15 protein-coding genes are annotated in these 16,624 nt (G+C 53.2%); 13 read left to right on the forward strand and 2 right to left on the reverse strand.

Annotated features, from left to right (window positions below; genetic code table 11):
* Positions 1-34 precede the first annotated feature (34 nt).
* From KFJ24_RS02910 to KFJ24_RS02965, 11 genes are all read left to right on the forward strand, one after another.
* On the forward strand, positions 35-2,422 hold the full coding sequence (locus KFJ24_RS02910; RefSeq protein WP_250829595.1) for an efflux RND transporter permease subunit: 2,388 nt from the start codon (positions 35-37) through the stop codon (positions 2,420-2,422).
* A gap of 186 nt (positions 2,423-2,608) precedes the next feature.
* On the forward strand, positions 2,609-3,592 hold the full coding sequence (locus KFJ24_RS02915; RefSeq protein ID WP_250829596.1) for a TAXI family TRAP transporter solute-binding subunit: 984 nt from the start codon (positions 2,609-2,611) through the stop codon (positions 3,590-3,592).
* Between the two features lie 86 nt (positions 3,593-3,678).
* Positions 3,679-6,279, forward strand: coding sequence for a TRAP transporter permease (locus tag KFJ24_RS02920; protein WP_250829597.1), 2,601 nt, complete (start codon positions 3,679-3,681; stop codon positions 6,277-6,279).
* Between the two features lie 162 nt (positions 6,280-6,441).
* The gene (gene thrS, locus KFJ24_RS02925; RefSeq protein WP_250829598.1) at positions 6,442-8,367 is read left to right on the forward strand and encodes a threonine--tRNA ligase; all 1,926 of its coding nucleotides are present in this window, start codon (positions 6,442-6,444) and stop codon (positions 8,365-8,367) included.
* 2 nt (positions 8,368-8,369) lie between these two features.
* Positions 8,370-8,909, forward strand: coding sequence for a translation initiation factor IF-3 (gene infC, locus KFJ24_RS02935; RefSeq protein WP_094191242.1), 540 nt, complete (start codon positions 8,370-8,372; stop codon positions 8,907-8,909).
* Between the two features lie 94 nt (positions 8,910-9,003).
* Positions 9,004-9,195, forward strand: a complete 192-nt coding sequence (rpmI, locus tag KFJ24_RS02940; protein ID WP_088828864.1) for a 50S ribosomal protein L35 — start codon at positions 9,004-9,006, stop codon at positions 9,193-9,195.
* A 50-nt stretch (positions 9,196-9,245) separates the two neighbouring features.
* Positions 9,246-9,599: a 50S ribosomal protein L20 gene (gene rplT, locus KFJ24_RS02945; protein ID WP_250829600.1), complete on the forward strand. Its 354-nt coding sequence runs from the start codon at positions 9,246-9,248 to the stop codon at positions 9,597-9,599.
* 150 nt (positions 9,600-9,749) lie between these two features.
* On the forward strand, positions 9,750-10,748 hold the full coding sequence (pheS, locus tag KFJ24_RS02950) for a phenylalanine--tRNA ligase subunit alpha (RefSeq protein ID WP_250829601.1): 999 nt from the start codon (positions 9,750-9,752) through the stop codon (positions 10,746-10,748).
* 60 nt (positions 10,749-10,808) lie between these two features.
* The gene (gene pheT, locus KFJ24_RS02955; RefSeq protein WP_250829602.1) at positions 10,809-13,181 is read left to right on the forward strand and encodes a phenylalanine--tRNA ligase subunit beta; all 2,373 of its coding nucleotides are present in this window, start codon (positions 10,809-10,811) and stop codon (positions 13,179-13,181) included.
* Positions 13,182-13,184: 3 nt separating this feature from the next.
* Positions 13,185-13,487, forward strand: a complete 303-nt coding sequence (gene ihfA / locus KFJ24_RS02960; RefSeq protein ID WP_007151838.1) for an integration host factor subunit alpha — start codon at positions 13,185-13,187, stop codon at positions 13,485-13,487.
* Positions 13,468-13,833, forward strand: coding sequence for a MerR family transcriptional regulator (locus KFJ24_RS02965; protein ID WP_070968659.1), 366 nt, complete (start codon positions 13,468-13,470; stop codon positions 13,831-13,833). The genes ihfA and KFJ24_RS02965 overlap by 20 nt, the downstream gene beginning before the upstream one ends.
* Positions 13,834-13,898: 65 nt before the next feature.
* On the opposite strand, the gene KFJ24_RS02970 is transcribed toward KFJ24_RS02965, so the two are convergent.
* Complete coding sequence (locus KFJ24_RS02970; protein WP_250832539.1) at positions 13,899-14,087, reverse strand: YgaP family membrane protein; 189 nt, start codon at positions 14,085-14,087, stop codon at positions 13,899-13,901.
* A gap of 117 nt (positions 14,088-14,204) precedes the next feature.
* Here KFJ24_RS02970 and KFJ24_RS02975 point away from each other — a divergent pair, with 117 nt between their 5' ends.
* Both KFJ24_RS02975 and KFJ24_RS02980 read left to right on the forward strand, forming a co-directional pair.
* Positions 14,205-14,840 (forward strand): Crp/Fnr family transcriptional regulator, encoded by a 636-nt coding sequence (locus tag KFJ24_RS02975; protein ID WP_250829603.1) that lies wholly within the window; start codon positions 14,205-14,207, stop codon positions 14,838-14,840.
* Between the two features lie 446 nt (positions 14,841-15,286).
* Complete coding sequence (locus KFJ24_RS02980) at positions 15,287-15,541, forward strand: hypothetical protein (RefSeq protein WP_250829604.1); 255 nt, start codon at positions 15,287-15,289, stop codon at positions 15,539-15,541.
* Here the strand turns inward: KFJ24_RS02980 and KFJ24_RS02985 are convergent.
* A complete protein-coding gene (locus tag KFJ24_RS02985) occupies positions 15,531-16,556 on the reverse strand; it encodes an AraC family transcriptional regulator (RefSeq protein ID WP_250829605.1) in 1,026 nt (341 codons plus the stop codon). The two genes, KFJ24_RS02980 and KFJ24_RS02985, sit on opposite strands and share 11 nt — an antisense overlap.
* Positions 16,557-16,624: the final 68 nt, after the last annotated feature.

A 16,624-nucleotide genomic window follows, 5' to 3' on the forward strand; every position in this document is an offset into this window, starting at 1 on the left:
GCAACAATCGAACAGATAATAGAGGGGCTTTTGAATGTCCAACCCGAAGCATGACAAGGGTGAACATTACCTGACAACACCCAAGGCGGAGCCGTTTCTGGAACGGCTCCTTTTCAATAATCGTGCGATCATCCTGATTGCTTTTTTTCTGTTGACCCTGTTTCTCGGCTACAACGCCGTAAAAATCCAGCCGGATGCCAGTTTCGAGCGCATGATCCCGCTCGAGCATCCGTATATCGTCAACATGCTGGACCATCGAGAGGATCTTCAGAACCTTGGCAACTTTGTCCGTATAGCGGTCGAGGTTAAAGAGGGCGACATCTTTGCTGAAGAGTACATGGAGACCCTCAAACAGATCACTGATGAGGTTTTCTACCTTAACGGGGTGGACCGATCCGGGCTGAAGTCGCTCTGGACGTCGAATGTACGCTGGGTCGAGGTTACCGAACAGGGCTTCCAGGGGGGGACTGTAATCCCGGACAACTATGATGGGTCCTCTGCGTCGAGCCTGGAGCAGTTAAGGCAGAATGCCCTTCGGTCCAACGAAGTGGGTCGTCTGATTGCGGATAACTTCAAGTCCACGATTGTCTATGCGCCTCTGTACGAAACTAACCCTGAAACGGGGCAGCCGCTCGACTATGGCGAGCTCTCCCGCAAGCTGGAAGAGAAGATCCGTCAGAAGTACGAAGCTCAGAACCCCAATATTGAGATTCATATTGTCGGCTTTGCCAAAAAAGTTGGTGACCTGATTGAAGGCATCGGGTCGATTGCCTGGTTTGCGGGCATTACCATTATTCTGACGACATTGCTTCTTTTCTGGTACTCGCGATCCATAACCGGGACTCTTGTGCCGGTATTCACATCCATTATCGCTGTGTTCTGGCAACTAGGTGCCTTGCGTATTCTGGGCTATGGTCTGGACCCGTATTCAGTTCTGGTTCCGTTCCTTGTTTTTGCGATTGGCATAAGTCACGGGGTTCAGATAGTCAACGCAATGGCGGTAGAGGCGGCGAAGGGCTTCGATTCCGTTACTGCCGCTCGTCTGGCATTCCGTGCGTTGTATATTCCGGGCATGCTGGCTCTCATCTCAGATGCGTTCGGCTTCCTGACGCTGTTCTTTATCGAGATCGATGTTATCCGTGACCTGGCTGTCGCAGCCGGTATTGGCGTCGCCTTCGTGATTATCACTAATCTCGTTTTGCATGTTCTGATCATGTCGTATGTCGGGATTTCCAAAGGTGGTATTCGTCACGTCCAGAACCATGGTGAGAAGCAGGACCGCAAGTGGCGGGCCATGTCCTATTTCTCCCATCCGGGGGTTGCGCCTATTTCACTGTTGATTGCGGTGATAGGCCTGGGCCTGGGGCTCTACTACAAGCAGGATCTGAAGGTCGGCGACCTGGATCGAGGTGCGCCCGAGCTGCGTGCGGACTCCCGCTACAATAAGGACAACGCATTCATCATTGACAATTATTCCACCAGTGCTGATGTGCTCGTGGTTATGGTCAAGACTCCGGAAGAACAGTGCACCCAGTACGATGTGCTGCGTGCCATGGATAGCCTCCAGTGGGAGTTGCAGAATACCCCGGGGGTCCAGTCTTCCGCGTCACTTGCAGATGTGTCGAAGATTGTGACAAAGGCGCTGAATGAGGGTAACTGGAAGTGGTTCGAGATTTCCCGTAACCAGACCATCATCAATGCGTCGATCCGTAACGCTCCTTCCGGTCTTATCAATACGGACTGCAGTCTCACGCCTGTCCTGGTTTTCCTTGAAGATCACAAGGCCGAAACGCTGCAGACGGTTGTCGAGCGAGTAGAAGAGTTTGCTGGGAATAACAGTAATGAGGATCACACCTTCTTGCTGGCGGCCGGTAATGCGGGTGTGGAAGCCGCTACCAACGAGGTCATTTCCAGCGCCAAGGACAAGATGCTGCTGATGGTATACGGTGTGGTGAGTTTGTTGTGCTTTGCCACCTTCCGCTCTCTTCGTGCAGTGCTCTGTATTATCGTTCCACTGGGCCTGACGTCTGTCCTATGCGAAGCCATCATGGCGGTGTCAGGTATTGGTATCAAGGTTGCCACGCTGCCGGTTATCGCCCTTGGTGTGGGGATCGGCGTGGACTATGGCATCTATATTTACAGTAAGCTTGAAAGATACCTGCTCGAGGGTAAGACGCTTCAGGAGGCTTATTTCGAAACCCTGCGTTCAACTGGTAAAGCAGTCATGTTTACCGGTGTAACTCTGGGTCTCGGTGTTGTGACCTGGATCTTCTCTCCTATCAAGTTCCAGGCCGACATGGGCTTCCTGCTGTTCTTCATGTTCCTTTGGAATATGATCGGGTCCATCTGGCTGCTGCCTGCACTGGCGCGCTTCCTGCTGCGCCCGGACCAGATGGTTGCCAAGGCCCGCTCCGCGAAATAGACTTTCGCGTGATGCTCAAAAAAAGCCCGCTATGCGGGCTTTTTTTGTTGTCGGGTCAAATGGTTAGCTAACGAAGTCAGGCTTTATTTATGCGTATATGTGGGCTATGTTTTAACACGAACCAAGAGTTTGTCTGCAAAATCTGACGGGCTCAAATTACAACGTTCAGAGAAAGGAAGAATTAACATGACACTGAAACTCAAGGTTTCCTCCCTTGCCGTTGCTGCGGCCGTCAGCTTAGGTGCTGCTTCCACGTCGGTTTCTGCTCAGGAGCAGCGTTTTGTGACGATCGGTACCGGCGGCGTGACAGGCGTCTACTACCCGGCGGGTGGTGCAATCTGTCGCCTGGTCAATATGGATCGCAAAGAGCACGGTATTCGTTGCTCTGTTGAGAGTACCGGTGGTTCCGTCTATAACCTGAACGCCATTCGCCAGGGCGAACTGGATCTGGCGGTAGCTCAGTCCGATTGGCAATACCATGCCTTCAATGGCACTAGCCAGTTTAAAGATGATGGCCCCAACAAGGACCTGCGTGCAGTACTCTCACTGCACCCGGAGCCGTTCACCGTTGTTGCCAGCAAGGGCTCAGGCATCACGAGCTTTGAAGACCTTGAAGGTAAGCGTGTTTCTGTCGGTAACCCCGGCTCTGGCCAGCGTGCCACAGCAGAAGTTCTGATGGACGAAATGGGCTGGACCATGGACAAGTTTTCCCTTGCAGCCGAGCTGAAGGCATCGGAGCAGTCCCAGGCCCTGTGTGACGGTAATATCGATGCATTCTTCTACACCGTGGGTCACCCTTCTGGTTCCATCAAAGAGGCAACGACGTCTTGTGACAGTGTGCTGGTCAACGTGGACAACTCCTCCACAGAAACTTTGATCTCCGACAACCCATACTATCGTAAGGCCACGATTCCAGGTGGGATGTACCGTGGTAGCGACGAGGACACCACCACCTTTGGTGTGGCTGCGACGTTCGTGTCGTCCACCGACGTTCCGGAAGAGGTGGTTTATGAAGTCGTGAAAGCTGTTTTCGAGAACTTTGACAGCTTTAAACGTCTGCACCCCGCCTTCGCAAACCTGAAGAAAGAAGAAATGGTACATGATGCCCTCAGTGCGCCTCTGCACCCGGGAGCTGCCAAGTACTATAAAGAAGCCGGTCTGATCGACTGATCAGGTACCGGGTATACTCTGGCCGCGGGCAACCTCTGTCCGCGGCTTTAACCGACCCACCCGCTTCCCTCTGACAGGATTCAGCTATGAGCAATAGCGACCCGAGATCCGGGAATGATACCGATAAGCAGAAAGTCGAAGAATTTCTTCAGACCGAATCCGGTGGTAGAGCTGCGACGGGGAAGGCCGCCGTCATTCTTTTTATCGTTCCTCTGCTCTGGTCTCTTTTTCAACTTTGGATAGCCTCTCCGCTTCCATACATTTTCGAAATCGGCGTGTTCAACTCCACCGAGGCGCGATCGATCCATTTGGCCTTTGCGGCCTTTCTTGCTTTTGCCGCGTTTCCGATGGTTCGCGGGAAGCATGCCGACCATGTGCCGGTCTATGACTGGATTTTGGCTCTGGCAGCGGCGTTTGCTGCTTCATATCTTTATGTTTTCTATGACCAGCTGGCGACACGTCCCGGCGCTCCGAATACCCAGGACATGGTTGTTGCGCTGAGCGGCCTTGTTCTCTTGCTTGAGGCAACCCGTCGCGCACTGGGTCTGCCGCTGACCATTGTTGCCACTGTGTTTATTGTCTATGCCCTGGCCGGTCCCTACATGCCGGATGTGATTTCCCATAAGGGGGCGAGCCTCAGTAAACTTTCATCGCATCAGTGGCTGGGTACCGAGGGTGTATTCGGCGTTGCGCTCGGGGTTTCCACCAGTTTTGTATTCCTGTTTGTGCTGTTCGGGGCCCTGCTCGAGCGCGCCGGCGCCGGTAACTACTTCATCCAGGTGGCCTATGCACTGCTTGGTCATATGCGTGGCGGGCCGGCCAAAGCTGCCGTTGTCTCCAGTGGTCTGAGTGGTGTGATTTCCGGTTCCTCCATTGCTAACGTGGTGACCACGGGCACCTTTACCATTCCGCTCATGAAGCGTGTTGGCTTCCCTGCTACCAAGGCCGGGGCAGTCGAGGTGGCCGCATCTACCAACGGTCAGCTTACGCCGCCTATTATGGGGGCTGCGGCATTCCTCATGGTGGAGTACGTGGGCATCTCTTATCTCGAGGTCATCAAGCACGCCATTCTGCCTGCAATGATTTCCTACATTGCGCTGATCTATATCGTTCATCTGGAGGCCTGCAAGCTGAATATGAAGGGTATCGAGCGGCTGAATCGGCCAACTCTGGCCCAGCGTATGTTGAATTGGGTCGTGATTGTTCTGGCGCTCAGTATCCTGACCCTGGTTGTTTACTACGGTATCGGCTGGATGAAGGACTGGCTTGGCTCAGCCGCAATCTGGGTCCTTGGTCCGCTGTTATTGCTGATTTATGTGGGGCTCGTCGGTTACGCAACCCGCTTCCCGGAACTGGAGGAAGACGACTCTGAATCGGCCATGGACGAGTTGCCTCCGGTCGGCCCCACGGTCAAGACTGGCCTGTATTTTCTGTTACCGGTTGTTGTGCTGGTCTGGTGCCTTACGGTTGAGCGCTTCTCGCCGCAACTGTCTGCATTCTGGGCAACCGTGTTCATGATTTTTATTGTGATCACACAGGGGCCTGTCAAAGCCTTCTTCCGCAAGCAGGGCAACTATGTCACCGGACTGAAGCAGGGTGTGGTCGATCTCGCCCATTCACTGGTGACCGGCGCGCGCAACATGGTGGGTATCGGTGTCGCGACAGCGACAGCGGGTATCGTGGTGGGCACAGTTACACTGACCGGCGTTGGTCTGGTGATGACACAGTTCGTGGAGTTCATCTCCGGCGGTAATTTGCTGCTTATGCTGATCTTCACAGCTGTCATCAGCCTGATCCTCGGCATGGGGCTGCCGACGACAGCAAACTATATCGTGGTGTCGACGTTGATGGCGCCTGTTATCGTGACACTGGGTGCCGCTAACGGCCTGCTGGTTCCCCTGATAGCTGTCCACCTGTTTGTGTTCTACTTCGGTATCCTTGCGGATGATACGCCACCGGTGGGCCTTGCGGCCTATGCGGCGGCCGCCATATCCGGAGCCGACCCCATACGAACGGGGGTGCAGGGGTTCACCTACGACATCCGTACCGCCATCCTGCCTTTCATGTTCATCTTCAACACCCAGTTGTTGCTGATCGGGCTGACGGGCTGGTTTGATCTGCTGGTGACGATATTCAGTGCGATAACGGCCATGCTGGTCTTCTCCGCAGCAACTCAAGGCTACTGGTTCACCAAGACCCGTTGGTGGGAAACCGTCCTGTTGTTGCTGATCACCTTTACCCTGTTCCGCCCGGGCTATTGGTGGGACAAGGTTTATCCGCCGACCGAAGATCGCCCGGGTTCGGAGGTGCTTGAGTATGTGGATAAGGTTCCCGCAGATGAGCCCATCATCGTTCAGGCTTCCGGTATGTCCATTGACGGGGAGGAGGTCTCGAAGTACCTGAGGTTACCTTTGCCTGAAGCGGAAACGCCGTCGCAGCGACTGGCGCAGGCTGGCCTGGAGGTATCTGCCCAGGATGACAAGATGGTCGTGGATTTCGTGAATTTCGGAAGCATTGCGGAGCAGGCGGGTATCAGTTTTGGCTGGACCATAGACAAGGTTCAGGTGGAAAAGGAACGTCCGCCCAAGGAGCTGATGTTCATTCCGGCGCTGATTCTGCTGGCCTTCATGGCTTTCGGACAGCTTCGGCGCAAGGCTCGCGAGGACGCGGCCGCAGAGCCGGCCTGATCAGCCACGGAATATATGATGTTCGTGAAAACCCGGCATTAACCTGCCGGGTTTTTTTCTGTTAGAATCCCGCTCGAATCGGCTCGTGGCTTGTATCGCGGAACGCCGTCATCAAGTGATCTCTGGTATAGATCACCGCTGAGTAACCAACTGGAGTTTTTCATGCCCGTCGTAACCTTGCCGGATGGCAGCCATCGCAGTTTTGCAGAACCCGTAACCGTTCATGACGTCGCCGCCGATATTGGTGCAGGTCTGGCCAAGGCCGCACTGGCTGGTCGAGTAAATGGCACGCTGGTGGATACCAGCTACCGCATTGAAGATGATACCGAGCTGGCGATCGTCACCGATCGCGATGAAGACGGCGTTGATATCATTCGCCACTCTACTGCTCATCTGTTAGCGATGGCAGTGAAGGAGCTGTTCCCGGAGGCCCAGGTTACGATCGGGCCGGTCATTGATAACGGCTTCTATTACGACTTCAAATTCGATCGCCCGTTTACCAATGAGGACCTGGCGCGGATCGAGAAGCGCATGGAAGAGCTTTCCAAACAGGACATTCCGGTTTCCCGTTCCGTGCTTTCCCGTGATGAGGCGGTGAAGCTGTTTGATGAAATGGGCGAAGAGTACAAAGTCCGCATTATCGAGGACATCCCGGGTGACGAGAATTTGTCCTTCTACCGTCAGGGCGACTTTATCGACCTTTGTCGCGGTCCTCATGTACCGAGCACTGGCAAGCTGAAAGCGTTCAAACTGACCAAGGTTTCCGGCGCTTTCTGGCGCGGTGATACCAGTAACGAGCAGCTGCAGCGCGTTTACGGCACCGCATGGGGCAACAAGAAGGACCTGAAGGCCTATCTGCATCGCCTGGAAGAAGCCGAAAAGCGTGATCACCGCAAAGTAGGCAAGAAGCTCAACCTCTTTCACATGCAGGAAGAAGCACCGGGGATGGTGTTCTGGCACCCGGATGGCTGGTCGCTGTACCAGGAAATTGAACAGTACATGCGCCGCAAGCAGCAGAAGCATGGCTACAAGGAAATCAAGACACCCCAGGTGGTGTCTCGTACCCTGTGGGAAAAGTCCGGCCACTGGGACAAGTTCAAGGATGACATGTTCACTACGGAGTCGGAGAAGCACGACTACGCCATCAAACCTATGAACTGTCCTTGCCACGTTCAGGTTTTTAATCAGGGGCTCAAGAGTTACAAGGATCTTCCCCTGAGGCTTGCAGAGTTCGGTTCGTGCCACCGTAACGAGGCTTCTGGTGCCCTCCATGGCCTGATGCGTGTCCGTGGCTTTACCCAGGACGATGCGCACATCTTCTGCGAAGAGGACGCGATCCAGAAGGAAGTGTCGGCCTTTATCGAGATGCTGCACGAGATTTACACAGATTTCGGGTTTACCGAAATTCTCTACAAGCTGTCTACCCGTCCTGAGAAACGTGTGGGTTCGGATGAAGTGTGGGATAAGGCCGAGGCGGCTCTGGAAGAAGCGCTCAATCGTGAAGGTGTTGACTGGGAATTGCTGCCGGGTGAGGGCGCGTTCTACGGGCCAAAAATCGAGTTTTCACTGAAAGACTGTATCGGTCGGGTATGGCAATGTGGCACTATTCAGGTGGATTTCTCCATGCCGGGTCGCCTGGGGGCTCAATATGTAGCTGATAATTCCGAGCGGAAAACGCCGGTTATGCTGCACAGAGCGGTGCTGGGCTCCTTCGAGCGTTTCATTGGTATTCTGATTGAAGAATACGAGGGCGCATTTCCGACCTGGCTGGCGCCGACTCAGGTTGCAATCCTTAATATCACCGACAATCAGCGTGAATATTGTCAGAATCTGGCGAAAAAGTTGGATTCTTTGGGTTATAGGGTTAATGCTGACTTGAGAAACGAGAAGATCGGCTTTAAAATCCGCGAGCATACTCTTAACAAGGTTCCCTATCTTGTCGTTGTCGGCGATAAAGAAGTCGATAACAACGCCGTTGCGGTGAGAACCCGCAAAGGTGAAGATTTGGGAACACTATCGCTCGAAGCGTTTGAGCACCTTTTACAGAAAGAGGTTGAACGCAAGGGCAAAACAAAGACGGAGATCTAATTATTAAACAGCGAGCGAATCGGGGTGGGCGTACACCAAAGGCGCCGATCAATGAGAATATTGACGCAACCGAAGTCCGACTTATCGATGCCGAAGGCAATCAGGTCGGTGTAGTACCAATTGAGGATGCCATCAAGCAAGCTGAAGAGGCATCTCTTGACCTGGTCCAGGTTACGGATTCCGATCCGATCGTCTGTAAGATAATGGACTACGGCAAGAAAATCTTCGACGAGAAGAAGGCCAAGGCGGCTGCCAAGAAAAAGCAGAAGCAGACGCAGGTCAAAGAGCTTAAGTTCCGACCAGGAACTGAAGAAGGGGATTATCAGGTCAAACTACGCAACCTGGTACGTTTCCTTGAAAACGGGGACCGCGGCAAAATCACTATTCGCTTCCGTGGACGTGAGATGGCACACCAGGAAATTGGTATGAAGCTCATGGGCCGCATCGAAACGGATATTGAGGAGCTGGCAACGGTGGAGATGCGGCCGAAAATGGAAGGCCGGCAGATGACCATGATTGTGGCGCCCCGAAAAAAGAAGTGAACCTGATCGGGTGATGATCCCCCGCGGTTGCGGGGGATTTGTCGTTCAGGGACACATTTGTTGTTCTTAAAAATAGAATGCGGAGTTTTAAAAAATGCCTAAGATGAAAACCAAAAGCGGAGCCACTAAACGGTTCAAGAAAACCGCCACTGGCTTTAAGCACAAGCAGTCCTTCACCAGTCATATCTTGACCAAGAAGAGCCCTAAGCGTAAGCGTCAGCTCCGTGGTACCAAGCTGATTGCCAAGTCTGATGTGGCTTCCATCAAGCGTATGACCGCGGGCTAAACAGCGCGCTAATCATTCCTGAAAAGGTTTAAAGGTAGAAGGATTAAAGTATGGCTCGTGTAAAACGTGGTGTGGTCGCACGCCGTCGTCACAAAAAGATTCTCAATCAGGCCAAAGGTTACTACGGTGCTCGTAGCCGTGTATTCCGTGTAGCCAAGCAAGCGGTTATCAAGGCCGGTCAGTACGCTTACCGTGACCGCCGTAACCGCAAGCGCGCGTTCCGCGCTCTGTGGATCGCCCGTATCAATGCTGGTGCTCGTGCTAACGGTCTGTCCTACAGCCGTCTGATCGCTGGCCTGAAAAAGGCTGATGTTGAAATCGATCGCAAGGTTCTGGCCGATCTGGCCATGAACGAGCAGCAGGCGTTTGCTGCTGTTGTCGAGAAAGCCAAAGCATCCCTGTGATCGCTTAAGCTCTTCATCGATTGATGATCGATTCGGGCGCCGCATGTCAACATGAGGGCGCCTCCTGATAGGGGAAGGGCACGCTCTTCCCCTATTTTTGTTTTCAGAATTCGTTTTTAGTACTCCCATTTCTGGTTTGGAGCAGGGTCAATGGAAAACCTGGAGCAACTGGTTCAGGACGGGTTGGTGGCGGTAGACAGCGCCGACAGCTTACAGGCACTTGATCAAATTCGTGTCGAGTACCTTGGCAAGAAGGGTGTGATTACCCAGCAGGCAAAGACACTGGGCAAGCTTTCTGCTGAGGAGCGTCCCGCTGCCGGCCAGAAGATTAACGAAGCCAAAGGGCAGGTGGAGCAGGCGATTAATGCACGTCGCGCGGATCTCGAGCGTGCTGCCATTGAACAGAAGCTGGCCAGTGAGTCCATTGATGTTACCCTGCCGGGCCGTGGCCAGGATCTGGGAGGCTTGCATCCTGTCACCCGGACTCTTCAGCGCATTGAGCAGTTCTTTTCCCGGGCCGGCTACACCGTAGAACAGGGCCCTGAAATCGAAGACGATTATCATAACTTCGAAGCGCTCAATATTCCCGGGCATCACCCGGCTCGTGCCATGCACGATACTTTCTATTTTAATCCGGGCACGTTGCTGCGTACCCATACCTCACCGGTTCAGATTCGCACAATGGAAGCGGGTAAGCCGCCGTTCCGGATGATTTGTCCCGGACGCGTATACCGTTGCGATTCCGACATGACCCATACACCCATGTTCCACCAGGTGGAAGGGCTGTTGGTTGAGAAGAACGTCAGCTTTGCCGATCTCAAGAGTACGGTGGAGGAGTTCCTGCGGGTGTTTTTCGAGCGGGACCTGCAAGTCCGCTTCCGTCCTTCCTATTTTCCCTTTACCGAACCCTCTGCCGAGGTGGATATCGAGTGGGGCCGTGAGGATGATGGCAGCATCAAATGGCTGGAAGTAATGGGGTGCGGAATGGTGCATCCCAAAGTGTTTGATTATTGCGGTATTGATGCCGAAGAGTACCGTGGCTTTGCCTTTGGTCTGGGCGTTGAACGCCTGGCCATGCTTCGCTACGGAGTAAACGACCTGCGCATGTTCTTTGAGAACGACTTGCGCTTCCTGCGCCAGTTCCGTTAATCAGGCGTTTTACGGCATACAAATCAACAGGCGAAACCGCATCAGGACAAGGCAATAACCATGAAATTCAGTGAACAGTGGCTGCGCGAGTGGGTAAACCCGGCAATCGGAACCCAGGAATTGATGGACCAGATCACCATGGCCGGTCTGGAAGTGGATGGCTTTGAGCCGGTAGCTGGCCAATTCAGCGGTGTCGTTGTCGGTGAGGTGCAATCCGTTGAGCCGCACCCGGATGCGGACAAGCTGCGGGTCTGCCAGGTCAGCGATGGCGAACAAACCGTTCAGGTGGTTTGCGGCGCGCCTAACGTTCGTAATGGTCTCAAGGTACCTTTTGCGGTAGTTGGCGCAGTGTTGCCCGGCGATTTCAAGATCAAAAAGGCTAAGCTCCGTGGCCAGCCCTCACAAGGTATGCTCTGCTCGGAATCCGAACTGGGGCTTTCCGACAATCATGAGGGCCTGATGGAATTGCCGGCAGATGCACCCGCTGGCCAGGATGTCGGTGATTTTCTGAAGCTTAACGATGTCACCATTGATGTCGATCTCACCCCCAATCGCAGCGACTGCCTGTCGATCAAGGGCATTGCCCGGGAAGTGGGCGTTCTGAACAGTATGCTGGTGGCCGGCCCGACGTTTGAGGCGGCAGAGGCTGTTCACTCGGAAGTGCCGGATATCCGGGTTGAGGCTCCGGCGGGCTGTCCCCGTTATCTGGGGCGTATCCTGCGGAATGTAAATCTGCAGGCGGAGACCCCGTTGTGGATGCAGGAAAAGCTGCGCCGTTCGGGTATCCGCTCCATTGATGCTGCGGTCGATGTAACCAACTACGTCATGCTGGAGCTGGGGCAACCCATGCATGCCTTCGATCGCGAGGAGATTGAGAGCGGAATTGTGGTCCGGATGGCGAGCGATGGTGAAAAGCTCGTCTTGCTGGACGGTCAGGAAGTGGAACTGACTGACCAGACCCTGATTATTGCAGACCACGTGAAACCGATTGCCATTGCCGGCGTGATGGGTGGCGAGCACTCGGGGGTCAGCGAGAAAACCCGTGATCTTATTCTTGAATCTGCCTTTTTCGATCCGATTACTCTGGCAGGTAAGGCGCGCCATTACGGCCTCCATACAGATGCGTCCCATCGCTTTGAGCGAGGTGTGGATTATCTGCTCGCCCGTGATGCAATGGAGCGTGCAACTCAGCTATTGATGGATATTGTGGGCGGTGAGCCCGGTGAAATTGTTGAAGTTGCCAGTGATCAGCACTTGCCGGAAAGCAGAGTTATTTCGCTTCGTGCACAGCGCCTGACGGATGTGCTCGGGCTGGAAATTGATCGTACGACCGTTGAAGAGATTCTGACCCGGCTTGGTCTTCATATCGACAAGCTTCTCAAGGACGGCTGGCTGGTCAGTGTCCCCAGTTTCCGTCCGGATATCTCCATCGAAGAAGACCTGATCGAGGAAGTGGGCCGGATTTATGGCTACAACAACCTCCCGGTTACCGAACCGACGGGATCGCTTGGTCTGCGTCCTCAGGAAGAGGCAACGCGCCCGGTATCTGCAATTCAGAACTTCTTCGTTGATCAGGGCTATCAGGAAGCCATTACCTACAGTTTCGTGGATCCCCGCGTTCAGCAACTGATTGACCCTGACCGTGAGGGCATAGCCCTTGCCAATCCGATTTCTTCAGATCTGTCGGTGATGCGCACCAGCCTGTGGAGTGGTCTTCTGAAAACGGTTGCCTACAACCAGAATCGCCAGCAGTCGCGTATCCGCCTGTTTGAGACTGGCCTTCGCTTTGTGAAGGAAGGCGAACGGATTGATCAGCGGCGGATGCTGGCGGGTGTCGTCGTTGGTTCTCAATATCCGGAAAACTGGGTAAACGGTCGCAGAACTGCAGATTTCTTTGATGTAAAAGGGGAACTGGAAAGCCTGTTCAGTCTGCTGGGCATAGAAATCCAGTTCGTCGGCAACCAACATCCGGCGCTACATCCGGGCCAGACGGCGGAGCTGCTGCGCGATGGCGAACATGTCGGGTGGCTGGGCACGTTGCATCCACAAGTTCAGAAAAATCTTGAACTTAATGGCACGATCCTGATGTTTGAGCTATTCTTGAATTCGATCGTTTCCGGATATGTGCCTAATTTCAAAGAAATTTCAAAATTCCCGGAAGTTCGCCGGGATTTGGCTATTATTATCGGAAGCGAGGTGGCGTTTGCTGACGTGGAACGTGTAGCCAGGAAGCATGCCGGAGAGCGACTGACAGCGTTGCGTGCGTTTGATGTGTATGAAGGGGAGAGCCTGGGGGAGGGCAACCGAAGCCTGGCCCTGAGCCTGTTCTGGCAACACTCTGAACGCACGTTGAATGAAGATGAAGTGCATACACTCTTCAACGGTGTCATTGACGCATTGAAAGAAGAGTTGGGGGCAACACTGAGGAGTTGAGATATGGCGGCTTTGACGAAAGCGGAAATGGCGGAGCGCTTGTACGAGGAGTTGGGTTTGAACAAACGCGAAGCCAAGGAAATGGTAGAAGCTTTTTTCGACGAGATCAGAGGCGCACTCAGCCACAATGAGCAGGTGAAGTTGTCGGGATTCGGTAACTTCGACCTGCGTGACAAGAAGCAGCGGCCAGGACGGAACCCGAAAACGGGTGAAGAAATTCCGATCAGCGCACGGCGTGTTGTTACGTTTCGCCCAGGGCAAAAACTAAAGCAAAAAGTAGAAGCGTATGCTGGAACCCAGTCATAATAACGAACTTCCCGCGATCCCGGGAAAACGCTATTTCACCATTGGTGAAGTGGCTGACTTGTGTGCGGTCAAGGCTCACGTTTTGCGCTATTGGGAACAGGAATTCCCTCAGTTGTCGCCGGTTAAACGCCGTGGCAACCGCCGCTATTACCAGCGCGCTGACGTCATTACCATTCGCCAGATTCGAAGTCTGCTGTACGACCAGGGTTACACCATCGGCGGTGCTAAACAGAAGCTAAGCAGCCACGAGGTAAAAGATGACACATCCCAGTACAAGCAGTTGATCCGTCAGATGATCACGGAACTGGAAGAAGTGCTGGACGTGTTGAACGCCCCCGTCAAATAGCCTTGCTCCTCAATGAAAAAAGCCGAATTGGCGACGGCCAATTCGGCTTTTTTGTGCCTGACACACTATTTTTTCTGGCAGGTTTTAATGCCGAGAATCGAGTATGCCGGGCAGTTTCCCGAGAGCGCCGTGGCTAGCGGTACAATGCCAATCCAGCCCCAGGCGGTTTGTGGACCCACAAACACCAGTGCCAGAAGCACAATGCCGACGATGGCACGGATGATTCGGTCAGCCGATCCCATGTTTATAGTCATCATTCAATCTCCTTTTGTGATATGAAGTAGTTGGTTTACTTTAGCTCGACACCCCACGTGATTTCAGTGATAAAGTCACATTCAGGTAACAGTAACGACGCATCAGGACGCAGTTTCATGGCCCATCACAGCATTCTCGATACCCTGAACGATAACCTGCGAGAGGAGGTGCTGGAAAGCGTTAGCGAAATGCAGTTTCCGGCGGGAAAAATCCTTTTTACTGCAGGGCAGGGTTGCCAGGGTTTGCCGCTTGTGGTCTCGGGCAGTGTAAAAGTACAAATGACCGGAGTGTCTGGCCATAGCATTGTCCTGTATCGGATGGGGTCTGACGATATATGCACTCTCTCCATCGGATGTCTCATGACCGGTCGCCATTATCGGGCAGAGGCCGTCGTTGAGGCAGATGCCAAAGCGCTGATGATTCCGCGGGGGTTGTTTGAACAGTTGATGGGACAGTCGGCCGGATTCCGCCTCGGCATCATGGAGTCCTATGGCCGTCGACTGGATGATCTGATGTTGCTGGTAGAGGAGGTCGCATTCCATCGTATGGATGAGCGGCTTGAAGAGTGGCTCCTTGCCCATTCAGGGCAGGGGAGTCTGGCAATAACGCATCAGGAGCTTGCGGTCGAGCTTGGGACAGCCAGGGAGGTGGTCAGTCGTTTGTTGAAAGAACTGGAGCGGCGCAGCATGGTTAGGCTGTCCCGGGGAAAAATTGACCTTACGGGCTTATTGGGAGTGTCTACACCGGCTTAACGGTTATTTTCACGCTCCACGTTAAGGAAAAGAGACAAGCCATTTGAGAAAATGGACCTTCGGAATTCCATGTTTGTCTTCTCTCAGATGGCAAAAGACTCAAACTTGTTGCTGAAAATCGGAACCTTGATTGACTTTCAGTTGATGGAACCTCTGTCTGGCAGGGAATAGACATCAGGAAAAGAGACGCACCACGGCCGGCTCAACTACCTTGATTCATCGGTCAGGCATTTCTGCGACTCTGTACAGACTGACAGGGGTAGGCTTAGGCGATCTTTAAAGGTATTGAACAAGCAAGTCGAACCTTGAAACTTTAGGAGAGTCTTTCAATGAAAAAGCGATTTCTGGCTTCACTGATCGTCACCGCGGGGATAAGCGCGTCCGGGTGCACTACAACTCATTCCTCTGAACCGTCTGGCACCGCTGAGGCGACTTCCGGACCAATCATGGCACAGTTCAAATGTGCGGATCGTAATGGCAATGACTACATAGACAAGTCCGAATTGATATATCTTCGCCAGTGCGGGATCACCGAGGGTCTGGCTTGTGGCCCTGTTCCAGATAAAAGTACAGAGCGACCTCTCAAGACAGATTTTGACCTCGGGCTGCGGTTTTTGCAGATCACAGATGCCGATGGTGATGATCGAATCAGCAAATTGGAGTTCCGGGCTCATTGCCATAAAGCTGGATCTAGCGAATAGTTGAGGCGACTTTTTGACGATACTGGCTTGGCGATAAGCCATGCCAGCGCTTAAATGCACGTGTAAAATTGGCCTGCTCGGAAAAACCCAGCAAAAACGCTATTTCACTGATCGCCAATTTGTTGTCGCTGACATATCTGTCAGCTAACGTTTTTCTCGTTTTTTGTAATAGTTCAGCAAAGGACGTGCCTTCTTGTGCAAGGCGTCGCTGCATAGTCCGGCTGCTGAGGTTAATTCCTTTTGAAATGTTCTTTTCCTTGATATTCCCGGTCGGCAGTTGTTGCACAATTTCCAGTTCAACCTTTGGTGTCAGCTGTTCATTATCGAGGTCGGCTAGATGCTTGGTGAGTATCTGTTCATTGACAAAGCTGAGCTCGGCATTGCCTGTTAACAGTTTCCGTTCGATATCGCGACGGTCAAAAACAAACTCGATGGTATTGCCGCCATATTGAACCGGACAGCGAGCCAGTTGTTCGAGTAAAAGGCTGGCGGAGTTGGGGGGATGGGGACACACGATCTGAATGGGTTCGAACTGGTCTCCCATAATCATTCGTATCATTTTCAATAGTGCAGTGATACCCGCGTCTGATGAAGCCGGCACTATGCTGGCAACCTGATTATTCTGCTTGTCGGGCTTGAAGGAAATGCTGAAGCGGTAACGTAGTTGTTCGGCTCTTAATTCATAATCGAGGCCGTCGTTCAGAAACATGCCGTAACGGGAAAACCGGTAAAGTGCTTCGCTTAGGGATCCACTGGCCAACCAGGCAAAACCCAGGGCGTGAAAGGTGGTGGGATTCCAACGATTACCGATACTGATGCCGATATGCTCATCGCCATTATCCTGAGCCGACTGCCAGAGCCGCTGCATATTCTTTACCGGATAGCGTGCTACAAGAGTAGCAAGCTTCGCTGGATCCAGGCCTGCCTCCCGGAAAAGGGTGTCAGCATCAAGTTCCCTCGCATTCAACTCCTGCCAGACTAGCAGCGCCCAAGACGTCAGTATTGATGTGCTCACCCGGCAACCTCCCTAGTCTCAATGACTCTTTTATTCCGGCTCTTAATTATGAAGCAATAAGATAAGGC

The organism is Marinobacter sediminum, assembly GCF_023657445.1.
Classification (GTDB): Bacteria; Pseudomonadota; Gammaproteobacteria; order Pseudomonadales; family Oleiphilaceae; genus Marinobacter; species Marinobacter sediminum_A.